18 protein-coding genes and 1 rRNA gene are annotated in these 22,382 nt (G+C 72.5%); 5 read left to right on the top strand and 14 right to left on the bottom strand.

Going from position 1 to position 22,382, the window contains the following annotated elements; all coding sequences use genetic code 11:
* Positions 1-85 precede the first annotated feature (85 nt).
* Entirely contained in the window at positions 86-712 is a 627-nt protein-coding gene (locus ACWEKM_RS34530; RefSeq protein ID WP_451625213.1) for an NUDIX domain-containing protein, read from the bottom strand.
* Positions 713-795: 83 nt separating this feature from the next.
* Positions 796-2,460, bottom strand: coding sequence for a CTP synthase (locus ACWEKM_RS34525; protein WP_451625212.1), 1,665 nt, complete (start codon positions 2,458-2,460; stop codon positions 796-798).
* A gap of 538 nt (positions 2,461-2,998) precedes the next feature.
* Between ACWEKM_RS34525 and ACWEKM_RS34520 the strand changes: the two genes are divergently transcribed.
* From ACWEKM_RS34520 to ACWEKM_RS34510, 3 genes are all read left to right on the top strand, one after another.
* Positions 2,999-4,801: a glycoside hydrolase family 15 protein gene (locus ACWEKM_RS34520; protein ID WP_451625223.1), complete on the top strand. Its 1,803-nt coding sequence runs from the start codon at positions 2,999-3,001 to the stop codon at positions 4,799-4,801.
* A 70-nt stretch (positions 4,802-4,871) separates the two neighbouring features.
* Entirely contained in the window at positions 4,872-6,254 is a 1,383-nt protein-coding gene (locus ACWEKM_RS34515) for an FAD-binding protein (RefSeq protein ID WP_451625211.1), read from the top strand.
* A gap of 49 nt (positions 6,255-6,303) precedes the next feature.
* On the top strand, positions 6,304-8,016 hold the full coding sequence (locus ACWEKM_RS34510) for a PucR family transcriptional regulator (protein WP_451625210.1): 1,713 nt from the start codon (positions 6,304-6,306) through the stop codon (positions 8,014-8,016).
* 5 nt (positions 8,017-8,021) lie between these two features.
* On the opposite strand, the gene ACWEKM_RS34505 is transcribed toward ACWEKM_RS34510, so the two are convergent.
* The 5 genes from ACWEKM_RS34505 to ACWEKM_RS34485 form a co-directional block, all read right to left on the bottom strand.
* A complete protein-coding gene (locus ACWEKM_RS34505; protein WP_451625209.1) occupies positions 8,022-9,155 on the bottom strand; it encodes a glycosyltransferase family 4 protein in 1,134 nt (377 codons plus the stop codon).
* Between the two features lie 986 nt (positions 9,156-10,141).
* Positions 10,142-11,884, bottom strand: a complete 1,743-nt coding sequence (gene recN / locus ACWEKM_RS34500) for a DNA repair protein RecN (RefSeq protein ID WP_451625208.1) — start codon at positions 11,882-11,884, stop codon at positions 10,142-10,144.
* Between the two features lie 216 nt (positions 11,885-12,100).
* Positions 12,101-13,003, bottom strand: a complete 903-nt coding sequence (locus ACWEKM_RS34495) for an NAD kinase (protein ID WP_451625207.1) — start codon at positions 13,001-13,003, stop codon at positions 12,101-12,103.
* Entirely contained in the window at positions 13,000-13,815 is an 816-nt protein-coding gene (locus tag ACWEKM_RS34490; RefSeq protein ID WP_451625206.1) for a TlyA family RNA methyltransferase, read from the bottom strand. Before ACWEKM_RS34490 ends, ACWEKM_RS34495 begins: the two co-directional genes overlap by 4 nt.
* A 7-nt stretch (positions 13,816-13,822) precedes the next feature.
* Positions 13,823-14,146: a hypothetical protein gene (locus ACWEKM_RS34485; RefSeq protein WP_451625222.1), complete on the bottom strand. Its 324-nt coding sequence runs from the start codon at positions 14,144-14,146 to the stop codon at positions 13,823-13,825.
* Between the two features lie 138 nt (positions 14,147-14,284).
* Here ACWEKM_RS34485 and ACWEKM_RS34480 point away from each other — a divergent pair, with 138 nt between their 5' ends.
* On the top strand, positions 14,285-14,632 hold the full coding sequence (locus ACWEKM_RS34480) for an SCP2 sterol-binding domain-containing protein (RefSeq protein WP_451625205.1): 348 nt from the start codon (positions 14,285-14,287) through the stop codon (positions 14,630-14,632).
* Between the two features lie 15 nt (positions 14,633-14,647).
* Here the strand turns inward: ACWEKM_RS34480 and ACWEKM_RS34475 are convergent, their stop codons facing one another.
* From ACWEKM_RS34475 to ACWEKM_RS34460, 4 genes are all read right to left on the bottom strand, one after another.
* Complete coding sequence (locus ACWEKM_RS34475) at positions 14,648-15,463, bottom strand: ABC transporter ATP-binding protein (protein ID WP_451625204.1); 816 nt, start codon at positions 15,461-15,463, stop codon at positions 14,648-14,650.
* Positions 15,464-15,515: 52 nt separating this feature from the next.
* Positions 15,516-16,580, bottom strand: a complete 1,065-nt coding sequence (locus ACWEKM_RS34470; RefSeq protein ID WP_451625203.1) for a FecCD family ABC transporter permease — start codon at positions 16,578-16,580, stop codon at positions 15,516-15,518.
* A complete protein-coding gene (locus ACWEKM_RS34465; RefSeq protein ID WP_451625202.1) occupies positions 16,577-17,620 on the bottom strand; it encodes a FecCD family ABC transporter permease in 1,044 nt (347 codons plus the stop codon). The genes ACWEKM_RS34470 and ACWEKM_RS34465 overlap by 4 nt, the downstream gene beginning before the upstream one ends.
* A 100-nt stretch (positions 17,621-17,720) precedes the next feature.
* Entirely contained in the window at positions 17,721-18,749 is a 1,029-nt protein-coding gene (locus ACWEKM_RS34460; protein ID WP_451625201.1) for an HAD hydrolase-like protein, read from the bottom strand.
* 72 nt (positions 18,750-18,821) lie between these two features.
* Here ACWEKM_RS34460 and ACWEKM_RS34455 point away from each other — a divergent pair, with 72 nt between their 5' ends.
* Positions 18,822-20,105 (top strand): DUF1015 family protein, encoded by a 1,284-nt coding sequence (locus ACWEKM_RS34455; protein ID WP_451625200.1) that lies wholly within the window; start codon positions 18,822-18,824, stop codon positions 20,103-20,105.
* 103 nt (positions 20,106-20,208) lie between these two features.
* Here the strand turns inward: ACWEKM_RS34455 and ACWEKM_RS34450 are convergent, their stop codons facing one another.
* The 3 genes from ACWEKM_RS34450 to rrf form a co-directional block, all read right to left on the bottom strand.
* A complete protein-coding gene (locus tag ACWEKM_RS34450; protein WP_451625199.1) occupies positions 20,209-20,973 on the bottom strand; it encodes a hypothetical protein in 765 nt (254 codons plus the stop codon).
* Positions 20,886-22,106, bottom strand: a complete 1,221-nt coding sequence (locus tag ACWEKM_RS34445; protein ID WP_451625198.1) for a hypothetical protein — start codon at positions 22,104-22,106, stop codon at positions 20,886-20,888. The genes ACWEKM_RS34450 and ACWEKM_RS34445 overlap by 88 nt, the downstream gene beginning before the upstream one ends.
* 181 nt (positions 22,107-22,287) lie before the next feature.
* Positions 22,288-22,382, bottom strand: a 5S ribosomal RNA gene (gene rrf / locus ACWEKM_RS34440); the annotation flags it as partial.

The raw sequence follows: 22,382 nt of genomic DNA, 5'->3' as shown, positions 1-22,382 counted from the left end.
CTCCGCGACGTTCCGGGCGGAGCGCGGCGGGTGGGTCGCTCGATCGGATCAGGCGATCGTCACACCGGGGGCGGGGCGGTCGGACTCAGGAGGCGAAGGGGCGCGCGGGCCAGGGCGCGTCGGCCGGGCGCAGAGCGTCCAGGCCGCCGCAGGACCGGGCGGCGACCAGCGAGAGGACGCCCACCGCGAGACAGTTGTTGTGCAGCTCCCCGGCCAGCACCCCGCGCACCAGCTCGTCGACGGACACGCGCGCGTACTCCAGGTCGATCTCCTCGTCCTCGACGGCGAAGCGCTCGCCGTCCGCCTCGGACAGGTTCCGGGCCAGGAAGACCCGTACGGCCTCGTCACAACCGCCCGGGGTGGTGTACACGTCGGTCAGCACCCGCCAGTCCTCGGCCTTGACGTGCGCCTCCTCGTACAGCTCGCGCTGGGCCGCGTGCAGCGGGTTCTCGCCGGGCACGTCGAGCAGTCCCGCCGGGATCTCCCACAGCTTGTGCCGGACCGGGTGGCGGTACTGGCGGATGAGCAGGACCCTGTCCTCCTCGTCGAGGGCGAGCACGCCCACGGAACCTGGGTGGACCTGGTAGTCGCGGCGGGCCACCGCGCCGTCGGGCATGACCACCTCGTCCGTGCGGACGGAGGTCTTGTTCCCCACGAAGGGCGTCTCGGTCGCCCGGACCTCCCATTCCTCGGGGGTGTCCTTGATCGTCATGCCCTGTCCTTCCACGTGCGCACGAGAAAAACCGGGGCACCCCCTGTGCGGGGGCGCACCCCGGCCACCGTACCGCCGGTGTGCTACTCGGAATCGCGTTCCGCCCCGACCGCCCGTCGCACCGCCGCCTGCACAAGGCCGGCGAACAGCGGGTGCGGACGGGTCGGGCGCGAGCGCAGCTCCGGGTGCGCCTGCGTGGCGACCAGATAGGGGTGCACCTCGCGCGGGTACTCGACGTACTCGACCAGCTTGCCGTCCGGCGACGTCCCGGAGAACACGATGCCCGCCTTCTTCTCCAGCTCCGCGCGGTAGGCGTTGTTGACCTCGTAGCGGTGGCGGTGGCGCTCCTCGACGTACTCCTTGCCGTCGTGGACCTCGCGCACGATCGAGCCCTCGGCCAGCTTCGCCGGGTACATGCCCAGGCGCATGGTGCCGCCCATGTCGCCCTCGCCGGCGACGATGTCGAGCTGCTCGGCCATCGTGGAGATGACCGGGTGGGCGGTGGCGGAGTCGAACTCGGTCGAGTTGGCGTCCGGGATGTCGGCCAGGTTGCGCGCGGCCTCGATCACGATGCACTGCAGGCCCAGGCAGAGGCCGAGCAGCGGGATCCCCGTCTCGCGGGCGTAGCGGATCGCGCCGACCTTGCCGAGCACGCCGCGGTCGCCGAAGCCGCCCGGGATGCAGATGCCGTCGACGTCGGCGAGCTGGGCTTCGGCGCCGGCCGGGGTCTTGCAGTCGTCCGAGGTGACCCACTTGATCTTCACCCGGGCCCGGTTGGCGAAGCCGCCCGCGCGCAGCGCCTCGGTGACCGACAGGTAGGCGTCGGGCAGGTCGATGTACTTGCCGACGAGCGCCAGGGTGATCTCGTGGTCGGGGTTGTGGACGCGGTCCAGCAGGTCGTCCCAGGTCGTCCAGTCGACATCACGGAAGGGCAGGTCCAGCTTGCGGACGACGTAGGCGTCCAGGCCCTCGGTGTGCACGACCTTGGGGATGTCGTAGATCGAGCGGGCGTCGGGGCAGGCGACCACGGCGGCCTCGTCGACGTCGCACATCAGCGAGATCTTGCGCTTGATCGCAATGGGCACCTCGCGGTCGCAGCGCAGCACGATCGCGTCGGGCTGGATGCCGATGTTGCGCAGGGCGGCGACCGAGTGCTGGGTCGGCTTGGTCTTCAGTTCGCCGGACGGACCGATGTAGGGCAGCAGCGAGATGTGCACCACGAAGACGTTGTCCCGGCCGACCTCGTGCCGCACCTGGCGGACGGTCTCCAGGAACGGCAGCGACTCGATGTCGCCGACGGTGCCGCCCACCTCGGTGATCACGACGTCCACCTCGTCGGTGGCCATGCGCCGGATGCGATGCTTGATCTCGTTGGTGATGTGTGGGATGACCTGCACCGTGTCGCCCAGGTACTCGCCGCGCCGCTCCTTGGCGATCACGGTCGAGTAGACCTGGCCCGTGGTGACATTGGCGCTGCCGTCCAGGTCGCGGTCGAGGAAACGCTCGTAGTGTCCGATGTCCAGGTCGGTCTCGGCGCCGTCGTTGGTGACGAACACCTCGCCGTGCTGGAACGGGTTCATCGTGCCCGGGTCGACGTTCAGGTACGGGTCCAGCTTCTGCATGACGACGCGCAGCCCGCGGGCCTTGAGGAGCATGCCCAGGCTGGAGGCGGTGAGGCCCTTGCCGAGCGAGGAGGCGACACCCCCGGTGACGAAGATGTGCTTGGTCGTCGTGGATTTGGGCGGCATGGCCAAGAGGGGGCTCCCGTGGTCGCGGTCTGGGGTGCGGTGCGGCTTCTGGTCCGGAGATTTCCGGAGATGCCGTCGCTGCGGTTCGGGGGACCCCTTTTTGTCGTATGTACCGTATTTCCTTACGGGGGCGCCCACCGGTCCACGGGCTACCAGGGTATCAGCGCCGTGGAGGGATGACTTCCGGCCACGCTCCGCACACACGTCGACACGGCCACGCACCGCTTACCCGGTTCTCACCGGTTGCTCACTCGATCAGCTCATACAGGTTGCCCGGAGCGGCACGCAGATCATCTACGTGCGTCGTATCCTGCTCGGACACTCTCTGCCGAGCCCGGCCGGCAACACGGCACACCCCCGCCCGTATCCACCGGAACAGCGAGAGCTCGTCAGTTCATTGAGTGGTGATCGTCGTTTTGCCTCCGGGCCGATCGGCTGATTTGCTTCAACACTCAATGACGCATAACAACGAACCCCTTGACCGCAATTAGCGACAACCCCGTTCCGGGGTGACGTGGCCGTTCGACTGGAGTTGCACGTGGCCGGGCGCATCGAAGATTACGCACTCATCGGAGACATGCAGACCGCAGCGCTGGTCTGCCGGGACGGCACAGTGGACTGGCTGTGCCTGCCCCGCTTCGACTCGCATGCCGTCTTCGCCGGTCTACTGGGCACCGAGGAACATGGATTCTGGCGGCTCGGCCCGGCCCACGCGGCCGACGCCCAGCCGCCCGCCGCCGCCCGGCGCACCTACCGCAGCGACTCGCTGATCCTGGAGTCGGAGTGGGACACCCCGCGCGGCACCGTCCGCGTCACGGACTTCATGCCCCCGCGTGACGGCGCCCCCCAGCTGATCAGGATCGTCGAGGGCGTCACCGGCCGGGTGCCGATGCGCTCCGCGCTGCGGATGCGTTTCTCCTACGGCCGGGTCGTGCCCTGGGTGCACAAGCACGACGGGCGCACGGTCGCGGTCGCCGGCCCGGACTCGGTGTGGTTCGACACCACCGCAGAGACCTACGGCAAGTCGCTCACGACGTACGCCGACTTCACGGTCGCCCCCGGCGACCGGATCGCGTTCACCATCTCCTGGCAGCCCTCGCACCGGGAACCGCCCGCCCTGCCCGAGCCGGAGCAGTCGCTGGAGGCGACCGAGGAGTTCTGGCGCGAGTGGGTCGAGCACTGCACGTACCACGGGCCCTACCGGGAGGCGGTGATCCGCTCCCTGATCACACTGAAGGCCCTGACCTACGCCCCCACGGGCGGCATCGTCGCCGCGCCCACGACCTCCCTGCCGGAGGACATCGGCGGCGTACGCAACTGGGACTACCGCTACACCTGGCTGCGGGACGCGGCGATCACCCTGTCCTCGCTGCTGCGCACCGGCTACCGCGAGGAGGCCCGCGCCTGGCGCGAGTGGCTGCTGCGGGCGGTGGCCGGCGACCCGGAGAACCTGCAGATCATGTACGGCATCGCGGGCGAGCGCGAGTTGGGCGAGGCGGAGCTGGACTGGCTGCCCGGCTACGAGAAGTCCGCCCCGGTCCGGGTCGGCAACGGTGCCGCGCACCAGCTCCAGCTCGACGTGTACGGCGAGGTCACCGAGGCCCTGCATCTGGCCCATATGACGGGCCTGGCCCGCAATGACTACGCCTCGCTGCTCCAGCTGAAGCTGATCCGTTATCTGGAGGACCACTGGGACGAGCCGGACGAGGGCATCTGGGAGGTGCGCGGCCCGCGCCGCCACTTCGTGCACTCCAAGGTGATGGCCTGGGTCGCGGTGGACCGCACCATCAAGCTGATCGAGTCCGGCGACGCGGACGGCCCGCTGGAGCGGTGGCGCGAACTGCGCGACGACATCCACCGCGATGTGTGCGAGAAGGGCTACGACAAGGAGCGCAACACCTTCACCCAGTCCTACGGCTCCAAGGAGCTGGACGCCTCCCTGCTGCTGATCCCGCAGATGGGCTTCCTGCCGCCGGACGACAAGCGGGTGATCGGCACCATCGAGGCGATCCAGCGGGAGCTGTCCACTCCGGACGGCTTCATCCTGCGCTACCCCACCGAGGGCGAGCACAAGGGCGTCGACGGCCTCCCCGGGGACGAGGGCGCCTTCCTCGCCTGCTCGTTCTGGATGGCGGACGACCTCGCGATGATCGGACGCGTGGACGAGGCCCGCAAGCTGTTCGAGAAGCTGCTGTCGCTGCGCAACGATCTCGGTCTGCTCGCCGAGGAGTGGGACCCGACCCGCAAGCGTCAGGTCGGCAACTTCCCGCAGGCGTTCAGCCACGTCCCGCTGATCGACACGGCCCTGCGCCTGACGGCCTCGGGCGCCTACGGCGGCTGAACCCGCCCCCGGGTGACCGGGCCGCCCTAGGCTGGAAACGGAGTCTTCCCCGACCGGGAAGGGGGCGGCCATGGGTTTCCGTTCGACGGCGGGCGCTGCCCTGGCCGCGTTGCGCACGGATCTCGCCGGTGAGGTGTTCGCCCCGGGAGACGCCGGCTACGACGCGGCCCGGGCCGTGTTCAACGCCGCGGTCGACCGGCGGCCGGCGGTGATCGCACGCTGCGTGGACGCCGAGGACGTCGTCCGGGCCGTGCGCTTCGGCCGGGACCTGGACCTGCGCATCGCGGTGCGCGGCGGCGGGCACGCGGTGGCGGGCACGGCCCTGGGCGACGGGGCGCTCGTGGTCGACCTGCGGCGCATGCGCGGGGTGGCCGTGCGCCCCGCGGCGGCGACGGCCCGTGTCGAGGGCGGGGCCACCCTGCGCGACCTGGACCGGGCCACCCTGCCCCACGGCCTGGCGAGCAGCGCCGGGTGCGCCCCGGGCATCGGTGTCGGTGGCTTCGTGCTGGGCGGCGGCACCGGCCGGCTGGACCGCGCCTTCGGGCTCGCCGTGGACGACCTGCTCGACGTGGAGCTGGTCACGGCCGACGCCGAGCGGGTGCGGGCGAGCGCCGAGGAGAACACCGAGTTGTTCTGGGCGCTGCACGGCGGCGGCGGCAACTTCGGCATCGCCACCGCGCTCACCCTGGGCCTGCACGAACTGCCCGCGTTCTCCCTCGCCCTGGTCGTGTGCCGACCGGACCACGGCCGCGACCTGGTGCGCGGCTTCCGCGAGGTCATCGCCGCCGGCCCCGACGAGGCGGGCGGCGCCGTCCTGTACACCACCGGCGCACCCGCGCCCTGCTGGCCGGAGCGCCTGACCGGGCGGCTGGTGTGCGCCGCGCTCCTGACGTACGCGGGCGGCCCGGCCGGGCTGCGCCGACTGGCCGCGCCGCTGCTCGCGCTGCCCCACGAGGCGGAGTTCGCCGGGGCGGTGCCGTACGCCGACGTCCCGTTCCTGCCCGCCGCGCCGCCCGGACTGCGCAACCACGGGACGGCGGAGTGCCTCTCGGGCCTGCCGGACGACCTCGTGGACGTCTTCTGCGACCGCGCGCGGACCATGCCGGTGCCCACCGGCAGCCGGTACGTGCTCGTCCCGCGGGGTGGCGTCGGCGCCGCGGGACCCGCCGACCGCCCGGTGGCCCACCGGCACGCGCCATGGCTGGTGCACCCCTTCGCGATGTGGGCGGATCCGGCCGGCGACGAGCGGGCCGCGGCCTGGGTCCGGGCCGCCCGCGCCGAGGTCCGGCCGTGGCGGACCGGGGCCGTCTGCCTCACCCTGATCGGCGACGAGGGACCCGAGCGCGTGCGGGCGGGACTGGGCGCCGGGAACACCTTGCGCCTGGCCAAGGTCAAGCGCCGCTACGACCCGGACAACGTGTTCCGCTTCAACCACAACATCAGGCCGGTGTAGCCGGGGCCGGAGATGTTCTGAACGGGTTCACGCAGGTAGCGTCCGCTGCATGGACAGCCGTACGGACAGCAGAGCGGACACCGGAGCGGGCAACGGGGCCGGCAGCGGATTCGACACGCAGGGGGCCGGGATCACCGTTCAGCGGGCGCTCGAACTGCCCGGGCTGCGCAGCGGGCTCCCGGAGATCCTGGCGGGCGCGGACCGGCTGGGGCGCACGGTCCGCTGGGTGCACGCGGGCGAGGTGCCCAACATCGCCTCCCTGCTCAAGGGCGGCGAGTTGCTGCTCACCACGGGCTATGGCCTCGGCACCCGCCCCGCCGAGCAGCGCGCGTTCGTGCGCACCCTCGCCGAGCGCGGCATCGCCGCCCTGGTCGTGGAACTCGGCCCGCGCTTCGTCCGGCTGCCCGCCGCCCTGGTCGACAGCGCCCGCGGCGCCGGGCTGCCGCTCGTACAACTGCACCGCGAGGTGCCGTTCGTGGCGGTCACCGAGGAGATCCACACCGAGATCGTCAACGGCCACTACGCGCTGCTCCAGCGCGCGCAGGAGGTGCACCGGCGCTGCACCGAGGCCCTGCTGGCCGGTGGCGGGGTGCCGCAGGTGCTGGGGATCCTGGCCGGTTTCAGCGGCAACCCGGTCTTCCTGGAGACCGCCGACGGACGGCTCCTGTACGCGGCCGGGTCCGGCCCCGAGGGCGCAGACCCACTACAGGTGTGGGAGGGGCTGCGCGACCAGCACAAGGACGGCCCGCCGCCCACCGGTTCGGTGCTGGTGGACGTGCCGGGGGGCGGCCCGGGTCCGGGGTCGGTGCGCGCCCGGCTCGTCCTGCTCCCGGTCCGCGCGCCCCTGGCGCCCGTGCACCGCATGGCCGCCGAGCAGGCCGCGGGCATCCTGGCCGTCGTGCTGATGCAGGCCCGGCAGGAGGAGGAGCTGGCGGCGCGCGGCCGGGGCGACTTCCTCAGTGACCTCGCCGAGGGCCGTATCGCCGCCGAGGACGCGCCCGCGCAGGCCCGGGTGCTGGGCTTCAAGCCGGGCAACAGCCCGCTGCTGCCGATGGTGATGCGGCTCGGCGAGGCTCTCGCACCGGGCGGGGCCACCGCCCGCACCGGCGGGGCCGGGAGCGGTGGTTGGGCCGTCCTGGCGCGCGCGGTCGCGGAGGAGCTGGCCTCGCTGGGCATGCCGGTGCTGCTGGGGGTGCGGCCGGTCGAGGGCCGGGTCCCGCTGCTGCTGGGGCTGCGCTCGGAGGCGGAGCGGTCGGCGGTCGCGGACCGGGTCGCGGCGGCGCTGCGGACCGGGGTGGAGCGGGCGGGCCTGCACCGGCCCGGCGCCCGGCCGCCCGTGGTGGTGGTCGGGGCGGCCGGCGGCTGGGCCTCCGCGTCGGCCGGGCTGCGGCACGCGGCGGAGACGGCGACGGCGGCGCAGGGCCTCGCGGACCGCCCCTGGTACGACGCGCGCCGACTGGACATCGACCTCCTGCTGTGGCGGCTGCGCGACCACCCGGACCTGGCGGCCTTCGTGGACCGGGCGATCGGCCCGCTGCGCGACCACGACCGCCGGTCCAAGCCGCCGCTGCTGCCCACGCTGGAGACCTATCTGGCGCATGCGGGCCGTAAGGCCGAGACCGCCCGCGAGCTGCACCTGAACCGGCAGACCCTGTACAACCGCCTCGCCCGCATCGGGGAGTTGCTGGGCACCGACCTGGACGACCCGCAGACCGTACTGGCCTTGAGCCTGGCCCTGCGCGCACGCCGGCACGTGTCCTGACGGGCTCAGACCATGGGCCTGGGCTGGGTCAACTCGTCGTAGACGCTGAGGACCTGGGCGACCGTCTCGTCCTCGGTGGGCCAGCCGGCGGCCTGTCGTACGCCCTTGTCCCTGAGTCGCTCGCGGCGCTCGGGGTCGCCGAGGAGCCGGACGACCGCGTCGGCGAGCGCCTCCGGATCGCCGTACGGGACGAGTTCGGCCGCGTCGCCGACCAGGTCGGGGATGCCGCCCACGGCGGTCGCGACGAGCGGCACGCGCGCGTGCAGTGCCTCCTGGGCGAGCACGGAACGGGACTCCCCACTGCTGCACAGCAGCGCGATGTCGGCGGCGACGAGCAGTTGGTCGGCGTCCTCGCTGCGGCCGATGAGCCGGACCGGCAGTTCCTCCTCCTCGATCCGGCGGGCCAACTCGCCGCGCAGCGGGCCCTCGCCCGCGATGACGAGCAGCGGTACCGGGTCGAGGCCGCGCCAGGCACGCGCCGCGTCCAGCAGCACGTCGTATCCGCGGTACCGGTCCAGGGAGCCGATGGCGACGAGCAACGGGCGGCCGGTGGCGCCGAGTTCGGCCCGCACCTTGGGGCGCAGCGGGTCGGGGTCGTCGGGCTCGGCGGTCCGCGGCCGGGGCAGGGACACTCCGCCGAGCCGGGCGTCCCGGGCGCCGGTCCTACGGGCCAGGTCCACCAGGTCCGACGAGGTGCCGAGCAACACGGTGGCGGCCCGCGCCACCCGGCGCTCCAGCAGCCGCAGCAGATGCGCGCGGGCGCCTTCGGCCTGCACCCGGTCGTGCCAGGTGACGACGAACGGGGTACGGCGTCCGCCGAGCGCCAGCACGGTGCGGAAGGAGGCGTGCAGCCCGTGCGCGTGTACCAGGTCGGCGTCGGTGCAGGCGGCGCGCAGCGCGGCCACGGACGCCGGGGCGCTGCTGCGCGGGACGTGGACGTGGTCGGCGCCGACACCGGTGAAGTCGTAGGCGCGATCGGCCTCGGTGGGAGCGCACACCGTGACCCGCACGCCCCGCGCGACCAGCCCCGCCGCCAGCGAACGCACATGCGCGCTGCTGCCGGCGTCGCCCCCGCCCAGCACCTGGACGGTGCGCAGCGGCGACTGTCCGTGCGGTGCGGTGCTGCTCACGGGGCTCACGTGGCCGGGGCTCCTGGTTCGGCGTGGGGGCGGGCACGAAGAAACGTACAGAAGGTATCGGGTGACGGGGTGTTCCGCGCGCGCCTCCCGCGCGCACCGCGTTCCCAGCCAAGGATGCCAGCACAGAAGGGTGTTACGGGAATTCAGGGGAGGCGCGGAGCGCGAAGAACCGGAGCAATGCGCCGGAGCGCATCACCCACACGAGCGAAAACCCGGAGCACCGAGCGAACACCCGTCCGGTCCGCCCAGACCATCCGGCCGACGAACCGTCCGGCCCACTCGGACCGCCCTGCCGACTCCTACCGGCCAATCGACTCGGACCCGCCAAGCCGACTCCGAGCGCCCAATCGGCTCGGTCCACCCAACCGGGCGCGGACCGCCCACGACTCCCGCCACCCAACCGACTCGGACCACCCAGCCGGACCCGGACCGTCCAATCGGCTCGGACCGTCCCGTCAGCTCGGACCCACCCTGCCGACTCAGACCACCCAGCCAGGCCCAAACCACCCAGCCGGACCCGGACCGTCCAATCGGCTCGAACCGTCCCGTCAGCTCGGACCCACCCTGCCGACTCAGACCACCCAGCCAGGCCCAAACCACCCAGCCGAGCCCGCACCGTCCAATCGGCTCGGACCGTCCGGTCAGCTCGGACCGTCCGGTCAGCTCGGACCGTCCGGTCAGCTCGGACCCGCCCTGGCGGCGAGCAGGGTGCCCCGACCGCGAGCACGGCGGCTCCGGCGGCGGGGTGGGCGCACGCCGCTCCCCCCGCATCCGCCCGCGCACACGCCGGACCCGCGTACCAGCCGACGGTGCGCCCGGCGTAGTTGGCCGGTTCCCAGCGCTGCCTGCCGCCCGGCGCCGTGGCGCGCTGCGCGGCGCCCACTGCGCGGGCGAGCGCGGCGGCGAGGACGAGGGACCCATCGTCGCGGCCACGCGTGATCACCGCTGCGCCCCGTGCGCCCCATATCGCCCCGCACGTCCCGTCGCTATCCGTCGGCCCGCGCCGTGGCGAGCAGTTCCTCTGCGTGCGCCCGTGCCGTCTCGGAGTCCTCCTGGCCGGCCAGCATCCGGGACAGTTCGCGGATGCGGTCCTCCCCCTCCAGCACCTTCACACCGGACCGGGTCACCGAGCCGTCGTTGGTCTTCTCGACGAGCAACTGCCGGTCGGCGAAGGCGGCCACCTGCGGCAGGTGGGTGACGACCACGACCTGCGCGGTCCTCGCGAGCCGGGCCAGCCGGCGCCCGATCTCCACCGCGGCCTTTCCGCCGACACCCGCGTCGACCTCGTCGAAGAGGTACGTGGGTACCGGGTCCGTGCCCGCGAAGACGACCTCCACGGCGAGCATCACGCGCGACAGCTCACCGCCGGACGCCCCCTTGGCGATGGGCCGGGGCGGCGCCCCCGGGTGCGGGGCGAGCAGCAGCTCCACCTCGTCCACCCCCGACGGACCGTAGGCGACCGCGCGCCCGTCGACCTCGACCCCCTCCGGGTCCTCGGTCTGCCGGATGGCGAAGGAGACGCGCGCGTGCGGCATGGCGAGCGAGGCCAGCTCGGCGGTGACGGCGGCGGCGAACCGCTCGGCGGCCTCCGTGCGCGCGTCCGTCAACGCCTGTGCGAGACCTCCTAGTTCGCCGCGCAGCGCGTCCCGCTCGGCGGTCAGCTCGGCGATCCGCTCGTCGTCGCCGTCGAGTTCGGTCAGCCGCGCGGCTCCCTGCTCGGCCCAGGCGAGTACGGAGTCGATGTCGTCGCCGTACTTGCGCGTCAGGGCGCCCAGCGCGGCCCTGCGCTCCTCCACGGCCGCCAGCCGCAGCGGATCGGCGTCCAGGTCGTCGGCGTACCCCGCCAGCTCGCTCGCCACATCGCCCAGCAGGATCCCGATCTCGCCGATCCGGTCGGCGAGCGAGGCCAGCGCCGGGTCGTGGGAGCGTACGGCCTCCAGGGCGCGGTGCGCGCCCGCGACGAGGGTCGCCGCGTCGATGCCCTCGGGGTCCTCTGGGTTGCCCGCGAGGGCCGCGTGCGCGGCCGTCGCGGCCGAGGACAGCGCCTCGGCGTGCCCGAGCCGCTCCGCCTCCTCCGCGAGTTCCCCGTCCTCGCCGGACCGCGGCTCGACGCCGGCGATCTCGTCGAGCCCGTAACGCAGCATGTCGGCTTCCTGAGCGCGCTCACGCGCGCGCGTGACGATCTCCTCCAGCTCGACCGCGATCGCCCGCAGCCGCCGGTAGCCTTCCGTGTACTTGGCGAGCGGTCCGGCGACCGCGTCGCCCGCGTACCGGTCCAGCGCCTGCCGCTGCCGGGACAGCTTCAGCAGCCCCTGCTGGTCGGTCTGCCCGTGCACGGCCACCAGCTCGTCGGCCAGCTCGGCCAGCACCCCGACGGGTACGCTGCGCCCGCCGAGATGCGCCCGCGAGCGCCCCTCGGCGGAAACGGTACGGCTGATGAGCAGCGCCCCGTCGTCCAGTTCGGCTCCGGCCTCCTCGGCGCGCACGGCGGCGGACGCGTCGTCGGGGACGGTCACCCGCCCCTCGACCACGGCCTTCCCGGCCCCGATCCGCACGAGCGCCGGATCCGCGCGCCCGCCCAGCAGCAACCCGAGGCTGGTGACCACCATGGTCTTGCCGGCACCCGTCTCACCGGTGACGGCGGTGAACCCGGGCGACAGCTCGACAACGGCGTCGTCGATGACTCCGAGCGACCGTATCCGCATCTCCTCCAACACGGACACGACCATACGAGGTCCGGGCGGAGAAGTGCGACGGCCCCCGCCCCCATCGTGTGAAGGCGCAGGTGACGATTACGCATCGCCGACGACTGTCACCCGCGCGAGTGCCACACCCCGTGTCCGGAAGCGCCCCAAAGGGGCGCGGGGAACTGCGCGACCGGCCACGACACCGCCGCAGCCGAACAACGACCCCGACAACCCAACACGGCCCAACCCAGCGGAGCGCTACCGCGCCCCCCGCCATCCGGAGACCGGCAGTGCGAACTTCGCCACCAGCCGGTCGGTGAACGACGCGTGGTGCAGCCGGGCCAGCCGCACCGGCACCGCCCCCCGGCGCACCTCGACCCGTGCCCCGGGCGGCAGTTCGATGGTCCGCCGCCCGTCGCACCACAGCACCCCGGGCTGGATGTGCGGCAGGACCTCCACCGCGAGCACCGAGTCCGGCGAGGTCACCAGCGGCTTCGCGAACAGTGCGTGCGCGGAGATCGGCACCATGAGCAGCGCCTCCACCTCGGGCCACACCACGGGCCCGCCGGCCGAGAAGGCGTACGCGGTCGAACCGGTCGGCGTCGACAGCACGATTCCGTCGCACCCGAAGCCCGTCACCGGCCGCCCGTCGATCTCCAGCACGACCTCCAGCAGCTTCTCCGCCGACATCTTCTGCACGGCGGCCTCGTTCAGCGCCCAGTCCGTGTGCACGATGTCCCCGTTGCGGTGCACGACGACATCGACGGTCATCCGCTCCTCGACCTCGTACGCCCTGCTCACCACCCGGTCCACGACCTTGTCGAGGTCGTCCCGCTCGGCCTCCGCGAGGAAGCCGACGCTTCCGAGGTTGACGCCGAGCATCGGCACCCCCGAGGCCCGCGCGAACTCGGCGCCGCGCAGCAGCGTCCCGTCTCCCCCGAGGACGATCAGCAGTTCGCAGCCGTCGAGGCACTGCGGCGTCGCCTCCTTGACCAGCTCGACCTCCTCCGGCAGCGGCAGGTCGACCGCCTCGTGCTCCAGCACGCGCACCCCGATGCCGGACCGCAGCAGTCCCTTGACCACCAGTTCGGCGCTGCGGATCGCCGCGGGCCGTCCGGTGTGGGCGAGCAGGAAAACCGTACGAGCATGGTTGTGTGTCAACGCGGCCCCTCCGCCACTGCGCGGTCGACGTCGGCCGGGTCCAGTTCCGGTGCCCCGGCCCGCAACCAGAGAAAGTACTCGACATTGCCGGACGGCCCGGGCAGCGGACTGGCGGTGACCCCGCGGGCTCCGAGCCCCAGTTCCCACGCCTTCGCGGCCACGCCCCGCACGGCCTCGGCCCGCAGCTGCGGGCTGCGCACGACTCCCCCGCTGCCCAGCCGCTCCTTGCCCACCTCGAACTGCGGCTTGACCATCATCACCAGGTCGGCGTCCGGCGTCACGCACCGCTTCAGGGCGGGCAGCACCAGCCCGAGCGGGATGAAGGACAGATCCCCCACGACAAGATCCACAGGCTCCCCATCGATCGCTTCAAGCGTCAACTCGCGTACGTTCGTACGGTCCTTGACGGTGACGCGTTCATCATTGCGGAGCGACCAGGCGAGTTGTCCATATCCGACGTCGACGGCGACGACGTGCGCGGCGCCGGCCCGCAGCAGGACATCGGTGAAGCCGCCGGTGGACGCGCCGGCGTCCAGCGCCCGCCGGCCCTCGACGACGAGCCCGCACGGTACGAAGGCCGCCAGGGCCCCGGCCAGCTTGTGGCCGCCCCGGGAGACGTACTCCGGGTCCCCGTCGTCGGCGGTGACGACGATCGCCGCGGCGGTCTCGACCTGGGTGGCGGGCTTGGTCGCGACGGTCTTGCCGACGGACACCCGCCCGGCGGCGATCAGCTGGCTCGCGTGCTCGCGCGAGCGCGCGAGCCTGCGGCGCACCAACTCCGCGTCGAGACGGCGGCGAGCGACTCCTGCCACGTTCGGTTCAGCTCCTGACTTCGTACGACGGTCTCGGGGGCGCCGGCGGACCCGGGCGGGCGTCGAGCGCGGTGAGCGCGTCGCGCAACCCCCTGTGTACATCCTCGTACACCTCGACATGTCCGTCCGTGGCGAGGTGGTCGGCATCGGCCAGCCGCTCCAGCCCGGCATCGACCTCGGCGTCGCCGGTGGAGGTGCGCGGGACGCCCAGCGGGGCCGGGGCGGCAGGGTCGGGCTCCGGGGCGTCGGCGGACCAGAACCCGGGCGCGTGCGCGGGCTCGCACCCGTCTTCGCCCTCGTACCTGGGCTCGTAGGAGGGCTTGTGCGTGATCTCGTACGAGGTCTCGTACCGAGTTCCGGCCAGGGGCCGCGGCTCCGGAACCGTCGCGTCCGCCCGGGCCCCGTTCTCGGGCACAGTGTCGCTCATGCCCAGACGCTACCCCGAAGCGCTGCGGTACCGTCGGTCGCGATGGCCACGATCGAGGAGTGCCGCGCCGCACTCGAAAAACTTTCGGACAACATGCAGTCGGCCGAGGGCGACGTCCGCGACGCCGCGTCCCTGGACCGCTCGGTGAGCTGTCACATCACCGACCTGGACGTCACCTTCACCGGCCGGATGACCAACGGCCGGATCGAGATCGAGGACACCCACCAGGGGCCACCGGTCTCGAAGGCGCAGATCAGACTCGCCATGACCGGGGACGATCTGGTGACCCTGGTCGACGGCGGGCTGAACTTCGCCAGGGCCTGGAGCTCGGGCCGGGTGAAGCTGGAGGCGAACCTGCTCGACCTGTTCCGGCTGCGAAAGCTCCTCTAGCACCAGCCCGGGCCACTAGGGCGTGTTTCCCGCCGTCACGCGGGCGCGTGCCGTGCGGGCCGCCGGCACCACCAGCGGGGTGCCCGTCTCCGGGTCGTCGATGACCTGGCAGCGCAGCCCGAAGACCTCCTCGGCCAGTTCGGCGGTGACCACGTCGTTCGGCGCGCCCTCGGCGACGACCCGGCCGGCCCGCAGAGCGATGAGATGGGTGGCGTACCGGGCGGCGTGGTTGAGATCGTGCAGCACGGCGACCAGGGTGCGGCCCTGCTGCTCGTGCAGTTCGGCGCACAGGTCCAGGATGTCGATCTGGTGCTGGATGTCCAGATAGGTGGTCGGCTCGTCGAGCAACAGCAGGGGCGTCTGTTGGGCGAGCGCCATCGCGATCCACACCCGCTGCCGCTGACCGCCGGACAGCTCGTCGACATGGCGGTCGGCCAGCTCGGCGACGCCGGTGCGGGCCATGGACTCCTGCACGACCCGCTCGTCCTTTGCCGACCACTGCCGCAGGATCCCCTGGTGCGGATACCGGCCACGGCCCACCAGATCGCCCACGGTGATCCCATCGGGCGCGATGGACGACTGGGGCAGCAGGCCCAGGGTGCGCGCGACCTGCTTCGCGGGCATCGACTGGATGACCTGGCCGTCCAGGAGCACCCGGCCCGTGGCCGGCTTCAGCATCCGCGACAGCGCCCGCAGCAGGGTCGACTTGCCGCACGCGTTCGGGCCGACGATCACCGTGAAGGAGTTGTCGGGGATCTCCACCGACAACTCCTCGGCGATCACGCGCTGGTCGTAGGCGAGGGTCACGTTCTCGGCGGACAGGCGGTTCACGGTGCTCCTTCGGGTGTTCTCGTGCGGGCGCCGCCCCTCTCGTGGACGCCGCTCATATCCGGCCCGCCCTGCGCTCGGTGACCAGCAGCCACAGCAGATAGCCGCCGCCGAGGACGCCGGTGACCACACCGACGGGCAACTGATCGGCGCCGAACACCCGCTGCGCGGCCCAGTCCGCGGTGACCAGCAGGGTGGCGCCCATGCACAGGGCGGGCACCAGGTTGGGGCCCGGCGAGCCGGTCAGACGCCGGGCGAGCTGCGGCGCGGTGAGCGCCACGAAACTGACGGGGCCCGCGGCGGCGGTCGCGCCCGCGGTCAGCAGCACGGCCGCCACCAGCATCAGCACCCGTACCCGCTCGACGCGCACCCCGAGCGCGTACGAGACGTCGTCGCCCATCTCCATCATCCTGAGCCCCCGCGCGTTGCCGAGGACGAGAGGTACGAGGACGGCACACAGTCCGAGCAGCGGCCAGACCTGGGTCCAGTCACGGCCGTTGAGAGATCCCGTCATCCACACGACCGCGCGCGCGGCGTCGACCAGGTCGGCCTTGGTGAGCAGATAGCCGTTGACGGCGGTGACGATCGCGTTGACGCCGATACCGACGAGGACCAGCCGGTATCCGTGCACGCCCCGCTTCCAGGCGAGCAGATAGATGGCGAGCCCGGTGACCAGACCGCCGGCGAGCGCGCCGACGGTGACCGAGGCGGCGGACCCGGACATCAGCACGATCACGATGAGCGCGCCCGCCGTGGAGCCCTGCGAGAGGCCCAGCACGTCCGGGCTGCCCAGCGGGTTGCGCGACACGGACTGGAACAGAGCGCCGCCGAGGCCGAGCGAGGCGCCGACCAGCAGGCCGACCAGGACGCGCGGCAGCCGTAGTTCGTTGACGACGAACTCCTGGAACGGGGTGCCGTCCCCGGCCAGGGTGCGCAGGACGTCACCGGCCGGGATCGAGGCGTCGCCGGTGCCGATCAGCAGCACGCTCGCGGCCCCGGCGGCGATGAGCAGCAGGACGACGACGGTCAGGGCGCGCGGGTCCAGCCGCAGCGAGAGCCCTCCAGGGGTGCGCACGGTGCGCGCTGTGCGGCCCGGGCGGCTCGTCTGATGGGTCTTCACAGCTGCGCAGTCCTCCGCCGTCGTACGAGAAAGATGAAGACCGGGCCGCCGATGATCGCGGTGACGATGCCGACCTGGAGTTCCGAAGGGCGTGCGACGACCCGCCCGAGGACGTCGGCGCCGAGCAGCAGCACGGGCGACAGGACGGTCGCGTACGGCAGGATCCAGCGCAGGTCGGGGCCGGTGAAGGAGCGCACGACGTGCGGCACCATCAGGCCGACGAACACGATGGGCCCACAGGCCGCGGTCGCGGCGCCGCACAGCACGGTCGCGGCGAGCATGGCCAGGGCGCGGGTGCGGTTGAGGCCCGCGCCGAGAGCGCGGGCGGTGTCGTCGCCCATCGCCACGGCGTTCAGCGGCCGGGCGAGCATCAGCGCGAGGACCGTGCCGGCCGCGAGGAACGGCAGGACCTGCATGATGGTCGAGTCGGTGGCCGAGGCCAGCGAACCCACCGTCCAGAAACGCATCCTGCCCAGCGCGGCGTCGTCCGTGATCATCACGGCCTGGAGGTAGCCGTACAGGGCGGCACTGATCGCCGTACCGGCGAGCGCTAGCCGGACGGGTGTGGCGCCCCGGCTGCCGCCGAGGAACCACACCAGCGCGCCGACGGCGGCGGCGCCCGCGAACGCGAACCACACATAGCCGCTCAGGCTGGTGACGCCGAAGAAGGTCATGGCCGTGACGACCGCGGCGGACGCGCCCGCGTTGATGCCGAGCAGCCCGGGGTCCGCCAGCGGATTGCGGGTGAGCGCCTGCAGCACGGCCCCGGAGAGGCCGAGCGCGGCGCCGACGAGCAGCCCGAGGACGGTGCGCGCCAGCCGCGTGTCGACGACCACGTCGCCGTACGTGCCCGCATCGTGGAACAACCCGTGCCAGACCTGTTCCAGCGACAGCTCTTTCGCCCCGATCGCGATGCTCGCCAGGGCGACGAGCAGCAGCATCGCGACGGCGACCAGGAGCCCAAGGGCCCGCGCCGTACGGCGGTTTGGGGGCACGGAGGCATGCCCCGCGCGCTCTTCGGGAGGACTGTCGACCAACACGAGGTTAGGTTAGCCTACCCTCGCATCACATCTCGATGCCGAGACCGTACCCGATACCGAGGCCATGCCCGACGAGACCGTGCCCCGGGGCCGACCGGCCTCACAGTGCGAGCCGCGCCAGTGGCTTACCCCCGTCCAACTCGCAGGAACCCTCGCCGGCCGCCGTCCAGGCCGCCGCGCACAGGGCGCGCAGCCCGTCGAGGGCCTCGCCGTCGCCGGTCAGCTCCAGCCGGCCGTCGGTGGCCGTCGCCGTCCAGCCCGCGTAACGAAAGCCCTCGCCGTCCTGGGCGGCCTTCGGCTGTCCCCTGAGCAGACCCCGCAGGTCGGCGTCCACATAGGTGGGCCGGTGCCGGGGCGGCGCGGCGAGCAGCTGGGCCGCGTCGGTGACGCCTGTCAGCACGAGCAGCGAGTCGACGCCGCCGTTGAACGCGCCCTCGATGTCCGTGTCCAGCCGGTCCCCGACGACCAGCGGGCGCACCGCTCCGGTCCGCAGGATCGTCTCCCGGTGCATGGGCGGCAGCGGCTTTCCGGCCACCTGCGGCTCGGCGCCCGTCGCGATCCGTACGACCTCCACCGCCGCGCCGTTGCCCGGGACGATCCCACGTCCGCTCGGAATCGTCAGATCCGTGTTGGAGGCGAACCACGGCACGCCACGCGCGACGGCAAGGCTCGCCTCCGCGAGACGGGCCCAGGTCAGGTCCGGCCCGCCGTACCCCTGCACGACCGCCGCCGGATCGTCGTCCGCCGACTCCACCGGTTGCAGACCGCGCTCCCGCAGCGCCGTTCGCAACCCCTCGCCGCCGATGACCAGCACCCGCGCACCCTGCGGCACCTGCTCAGCGATCAGCCGCGCCACCGCCTGCGCGGAGGTGATGATGTCCTCGACCCCCGTCGGAATCCCCAGCTCGGTCAGGTGCGCGGCCACGGTGTCCGGTGTGCGCAGCGCGTTGTTGGTGACGTATGCCAGATGCATCCCGCCCGTGCGGGCCGCCGCCAGCGACCCGACCGCGTGCGCGATGGCGTTCCCCCCCGCGTACACCACCCCGTCGAGGTCGAGCAATGCCGTGTCGTACGCCTCGCTCAGGGGCCGTGCACTGCCCTCGGGCCTGGTCCTGACGCCCTGGCTCATTCCACATCGCTCCTCGCTGCACCGTTTTCCTCCGATCATCCCGCATGCCACTGACACACGTACGATGCCGAGATGAACACAGCAGGTCACCCGGAAGCAACGATGCGCCGCGGCCTGGAACTCACCCCGTTCCGCGGCCTGCGCTACGACCCCGAACGGGTCGGAAGTCTGGCCGCCGTGACGTCCCCGCCGTACGACGTCGTGGTGCGTCCGGACGGTGTGCGACACCTCCAGTCGGCCGACCCCCACAACATCGTTCGGCTGATTCTTCCGCAGGCGGACACCCCCTCCGAGAGCAACAAGCAGGCGGCCGAAACCCTGCACCAGTGGCTGGCCGAGGGCGTACTGGCCCCCGACCCCGAACCGGGTCTGTACGTCTACGAGCAGCGCGACGGCGACGGCATGCTCCAGCGCGGCATCATCGGCGCGCTGCGCCTGTCGGAACCGGCCGAGGGCATCGTCCTGCCGCACGAGGAGGTCATGCCGCCGGTCGTCGCGGACCGCGCCGCGCTGATGCGCGCCACCTCCGCCAACCTGGAACCCCTGCTCCTGACCTACCACGGCAACGGCTCCGCGGCCGACGTCGTGGAACGCACCGTCGAGCGCACCCCGCTGCTCGCCACGACCACCGAGGACGGCTTCCGCCACCTCCTCTGGTCGGTCACCGACCCCGACGACGTGGCCCGCGTGCAGACGGACCTCGCCCACCACCAGGCCCTGATCGCCGACGGCCACCACCGCTGGGCCACCTGTCTGTGTCTACGCGCGGAGCATCCGTCGCCCAGCCCGTGGGACTACGGACTGGTCCTCCTGGTGGACACGGCCCGCTATCCGCTGCGCGTCCGCGCCATCCACCGCCTGCTGCCCGGACTGCCGGTGGCAGAGGCGCTGTCCGCCCTGGACGGACTCTTCCGGGTACGGCACCTGACGACGCCGCTGCCGGACGCCCTGGCGGCCCTGGCCGAGGCGGCGGGCGCCGGCAACGCCTTCCTGCTCGCAGGCGACGGCGCCTTCCACCTCGTCGACCACCCGGACCCCGACCTGCTGGCCCGCACCGTCCCCGCCGACCGCCCCGCGGCCTGGCGCGGCCTCGACGCGGCGGTCCTGCATGCCGCGCTCCTCGGCCATGTCTGGCGCATCCCCGAGGACTCCCCGGCCCATATCGCCTACATTCACGACACGGCCGCCACCGTCGCCAAGGCGGAGCGCGACGGCGGTACGGCGGTCCTGATGCACCCGGTCCACGAGGACGTCGTACGCGACCTGGCCCGCCAGGGCGTGACCATGCCCCACAAATCGACGTCGTTCGGCCCGAAGCCGGCCTCGGGCCTGGTGCTGCGGGTCCTGGGCCTCTGAGCGGAGGCCGAAGAGGTCCAGGCCGCAGGGCTCAAAGTCGAAAGGGGCAGGCCCGGAATCCTGGGTCCTGGGTTCCAGGACCTGCCCCTTTCGACGGCGTACGTCAGTCCTCGTCGACGTCGGCTTCCCGCGCGTTCTGCGCCGAGGCATCGCGCGGCCCTTCGACGGTGGCGTCGTCCTTGACCTCGTCGTCCTCGACACCCGCCTGGCCGTCCAGCGCGTCGACGAACTCCACTCCGTCCAGCTCGGCCAGTCGGTCGGAGGCATCCGTGCTGCCGTCCCGGTCGGCCTCGACGGCCTTGGCGAACCACTCGCGGGCCTCGTCCTGACGCCCGGCGGCGAGCAGCGCGTCCGCGTAGGCGTACCGCAGGCGCGCGGTCCACGGCTGCACGGAGTTGGAGGCCAGCTCGGGGCTCTGCAGCGTCACGATGGCCGCGTCCAGCTGGTCCATGTCACGCCGGGCGCCGGCCGCGACGAGCCGCATCTCGACCTGCCCGGCCTTGTCCAGCTTGTGCACCTCGGGGGCACCGGCCATGTCGAGCGCCTTCTCCGGTCGGCCCAGCCCGCGCTCACAGTCGGCCATCACGGGCCACAGGTCCACGTTCCCCGTCATCCGCCGCGCGGCCCGGAACTCGGCGAGCGCCTCCGCGTACTTCTGGTTGGCGTACGCCGCGAATCCGGCCGCCTCCCGTACGGCGGCGACACGCGACGCCAGGCGCAGGGCCACCTTGGAGTAGCCGTACGCGCCCTCGGGGTCCTCGTCGATCAGCCGGGCCACCATCACCAGGTTCCTGGCGACGTCGTCGGCGAGCGTCTTGGGCAGGCTCTGCAGTTCCTGCCGTACGTCCTTGTCGATCTCGTCGCCCATGACGTCCTCCGGGATCGGCAGCCGCTTGATCGGCTCCCGGTCCCGGTCCCGCTCACGGTCCTCACGGAAGCGCCCACCGCCACCGCGCCGGTCGTCCCGCCCACGGAACCCACCACCGGGACGGCCACCACGGTCGTCCCGCCGGAAACCACGGTCGCGGTCATCACGCCGATCATCACGACGGTCGTCACGGCGGTAGTCCCGACGCTCATCGCGACGGAAGTCGGGACGGTCGCCACCACGCCGCTCATCGCGACGGAAGTCAGGACGGTCGCCACCACGCCGCTCATCGCGACGGAAGTCAGGACGGTCGCCACCACGCCGCTCATCGCGACGGAAGTCAGGACGATCGCTACCACGCCGGTCATCGCGTCGATCATCACGCCGGTCGTCCCGCCGGAAACCACCACGCTCATCACGCCGGAAGTCACCGCGGTCGTCACGCCGGAAGTCACGTCGATCATCACGACGGTCATCACGGCGGTCGTCCCGCCCGTGGAATCCGCCGCGGTCACCGCGGTCACCACGGTCATCCCGACGGAAACCACGGTCGCGGTCGTCCCGCCGATCATCACGGCGGTAGTCACGACGGTCATCGCGACGGAAGTCGGGACGGTCGCTACCTCGCTGGTCGTCCCGCCGGTCATCGCGTCGATCGTCACGCCGGAAGCCTCGGTCCCGGTCGTCACGGCCGCGGACCCCTCCGCGGTCGCCCCGGTCGCCCCGGAAATCGCCCCGCTGCTCACCACGGCTGTCACGCCGGAAACCACGGTCGCGGTCGCCGCGGTCATCGCGGCGGAAACCACGCTCGCGGTCACCGCCGCGATCGTCACTGCCCCGGTGGCTGCCACGGTCGTCACGGCCACCACGGTCGTCACGGCGGGCATACCCGCCGTACCCGCCACGATCGCCACGGTCGTCGTCGCGACGGTAACCACGGCGGTCATCGTCACGCCGCTCGCCTCGGTGGTCACGGTGGTCGCGGTCGTCACGGCGATACGACGGCCGATCCCCGTCGCGCCGGAAACCACGGTCGCGGTCGCCGCCGCGGTCGTCACGGCGCACGTAACTGCCGCGCTCGCCACGGTCGTTGCCGCGCCGCGGGCCCCCTCGGTAGCCGCCACGGTCACCACTGTCCCGTCGCCGCTGATCGCGCTCCGGTCGGTCGTCGGGAGAGTTGGTGGACATCGGTGACTCCTGTCTTCGTTACCGCAATTCATTCTCGCGCAGTCGGAGGTGTCCGGCACGCTTCAGAAAAACAAAAGGACCCCCGGTCCCAGCTGAACGCTGGTGACCGGGGGTCCTACAAAGATTGTTCGGCGGTGTCCTACTCTCCCACAGGGTCCCCCCTGCAGTACCATCGGCGCTGTAAGGCTTAGCTTCCGGGTTCGGAATGTAACCGGGCGTTT

Source organism: Streptomyces sp. NPDC004752 (assembly GCF_053601275.1).
The sequence above is the reverse complement of the archived record's forward strand: the minus strand, read 5'-3'. Positions and strand labels throughout refer to the sequence as shown.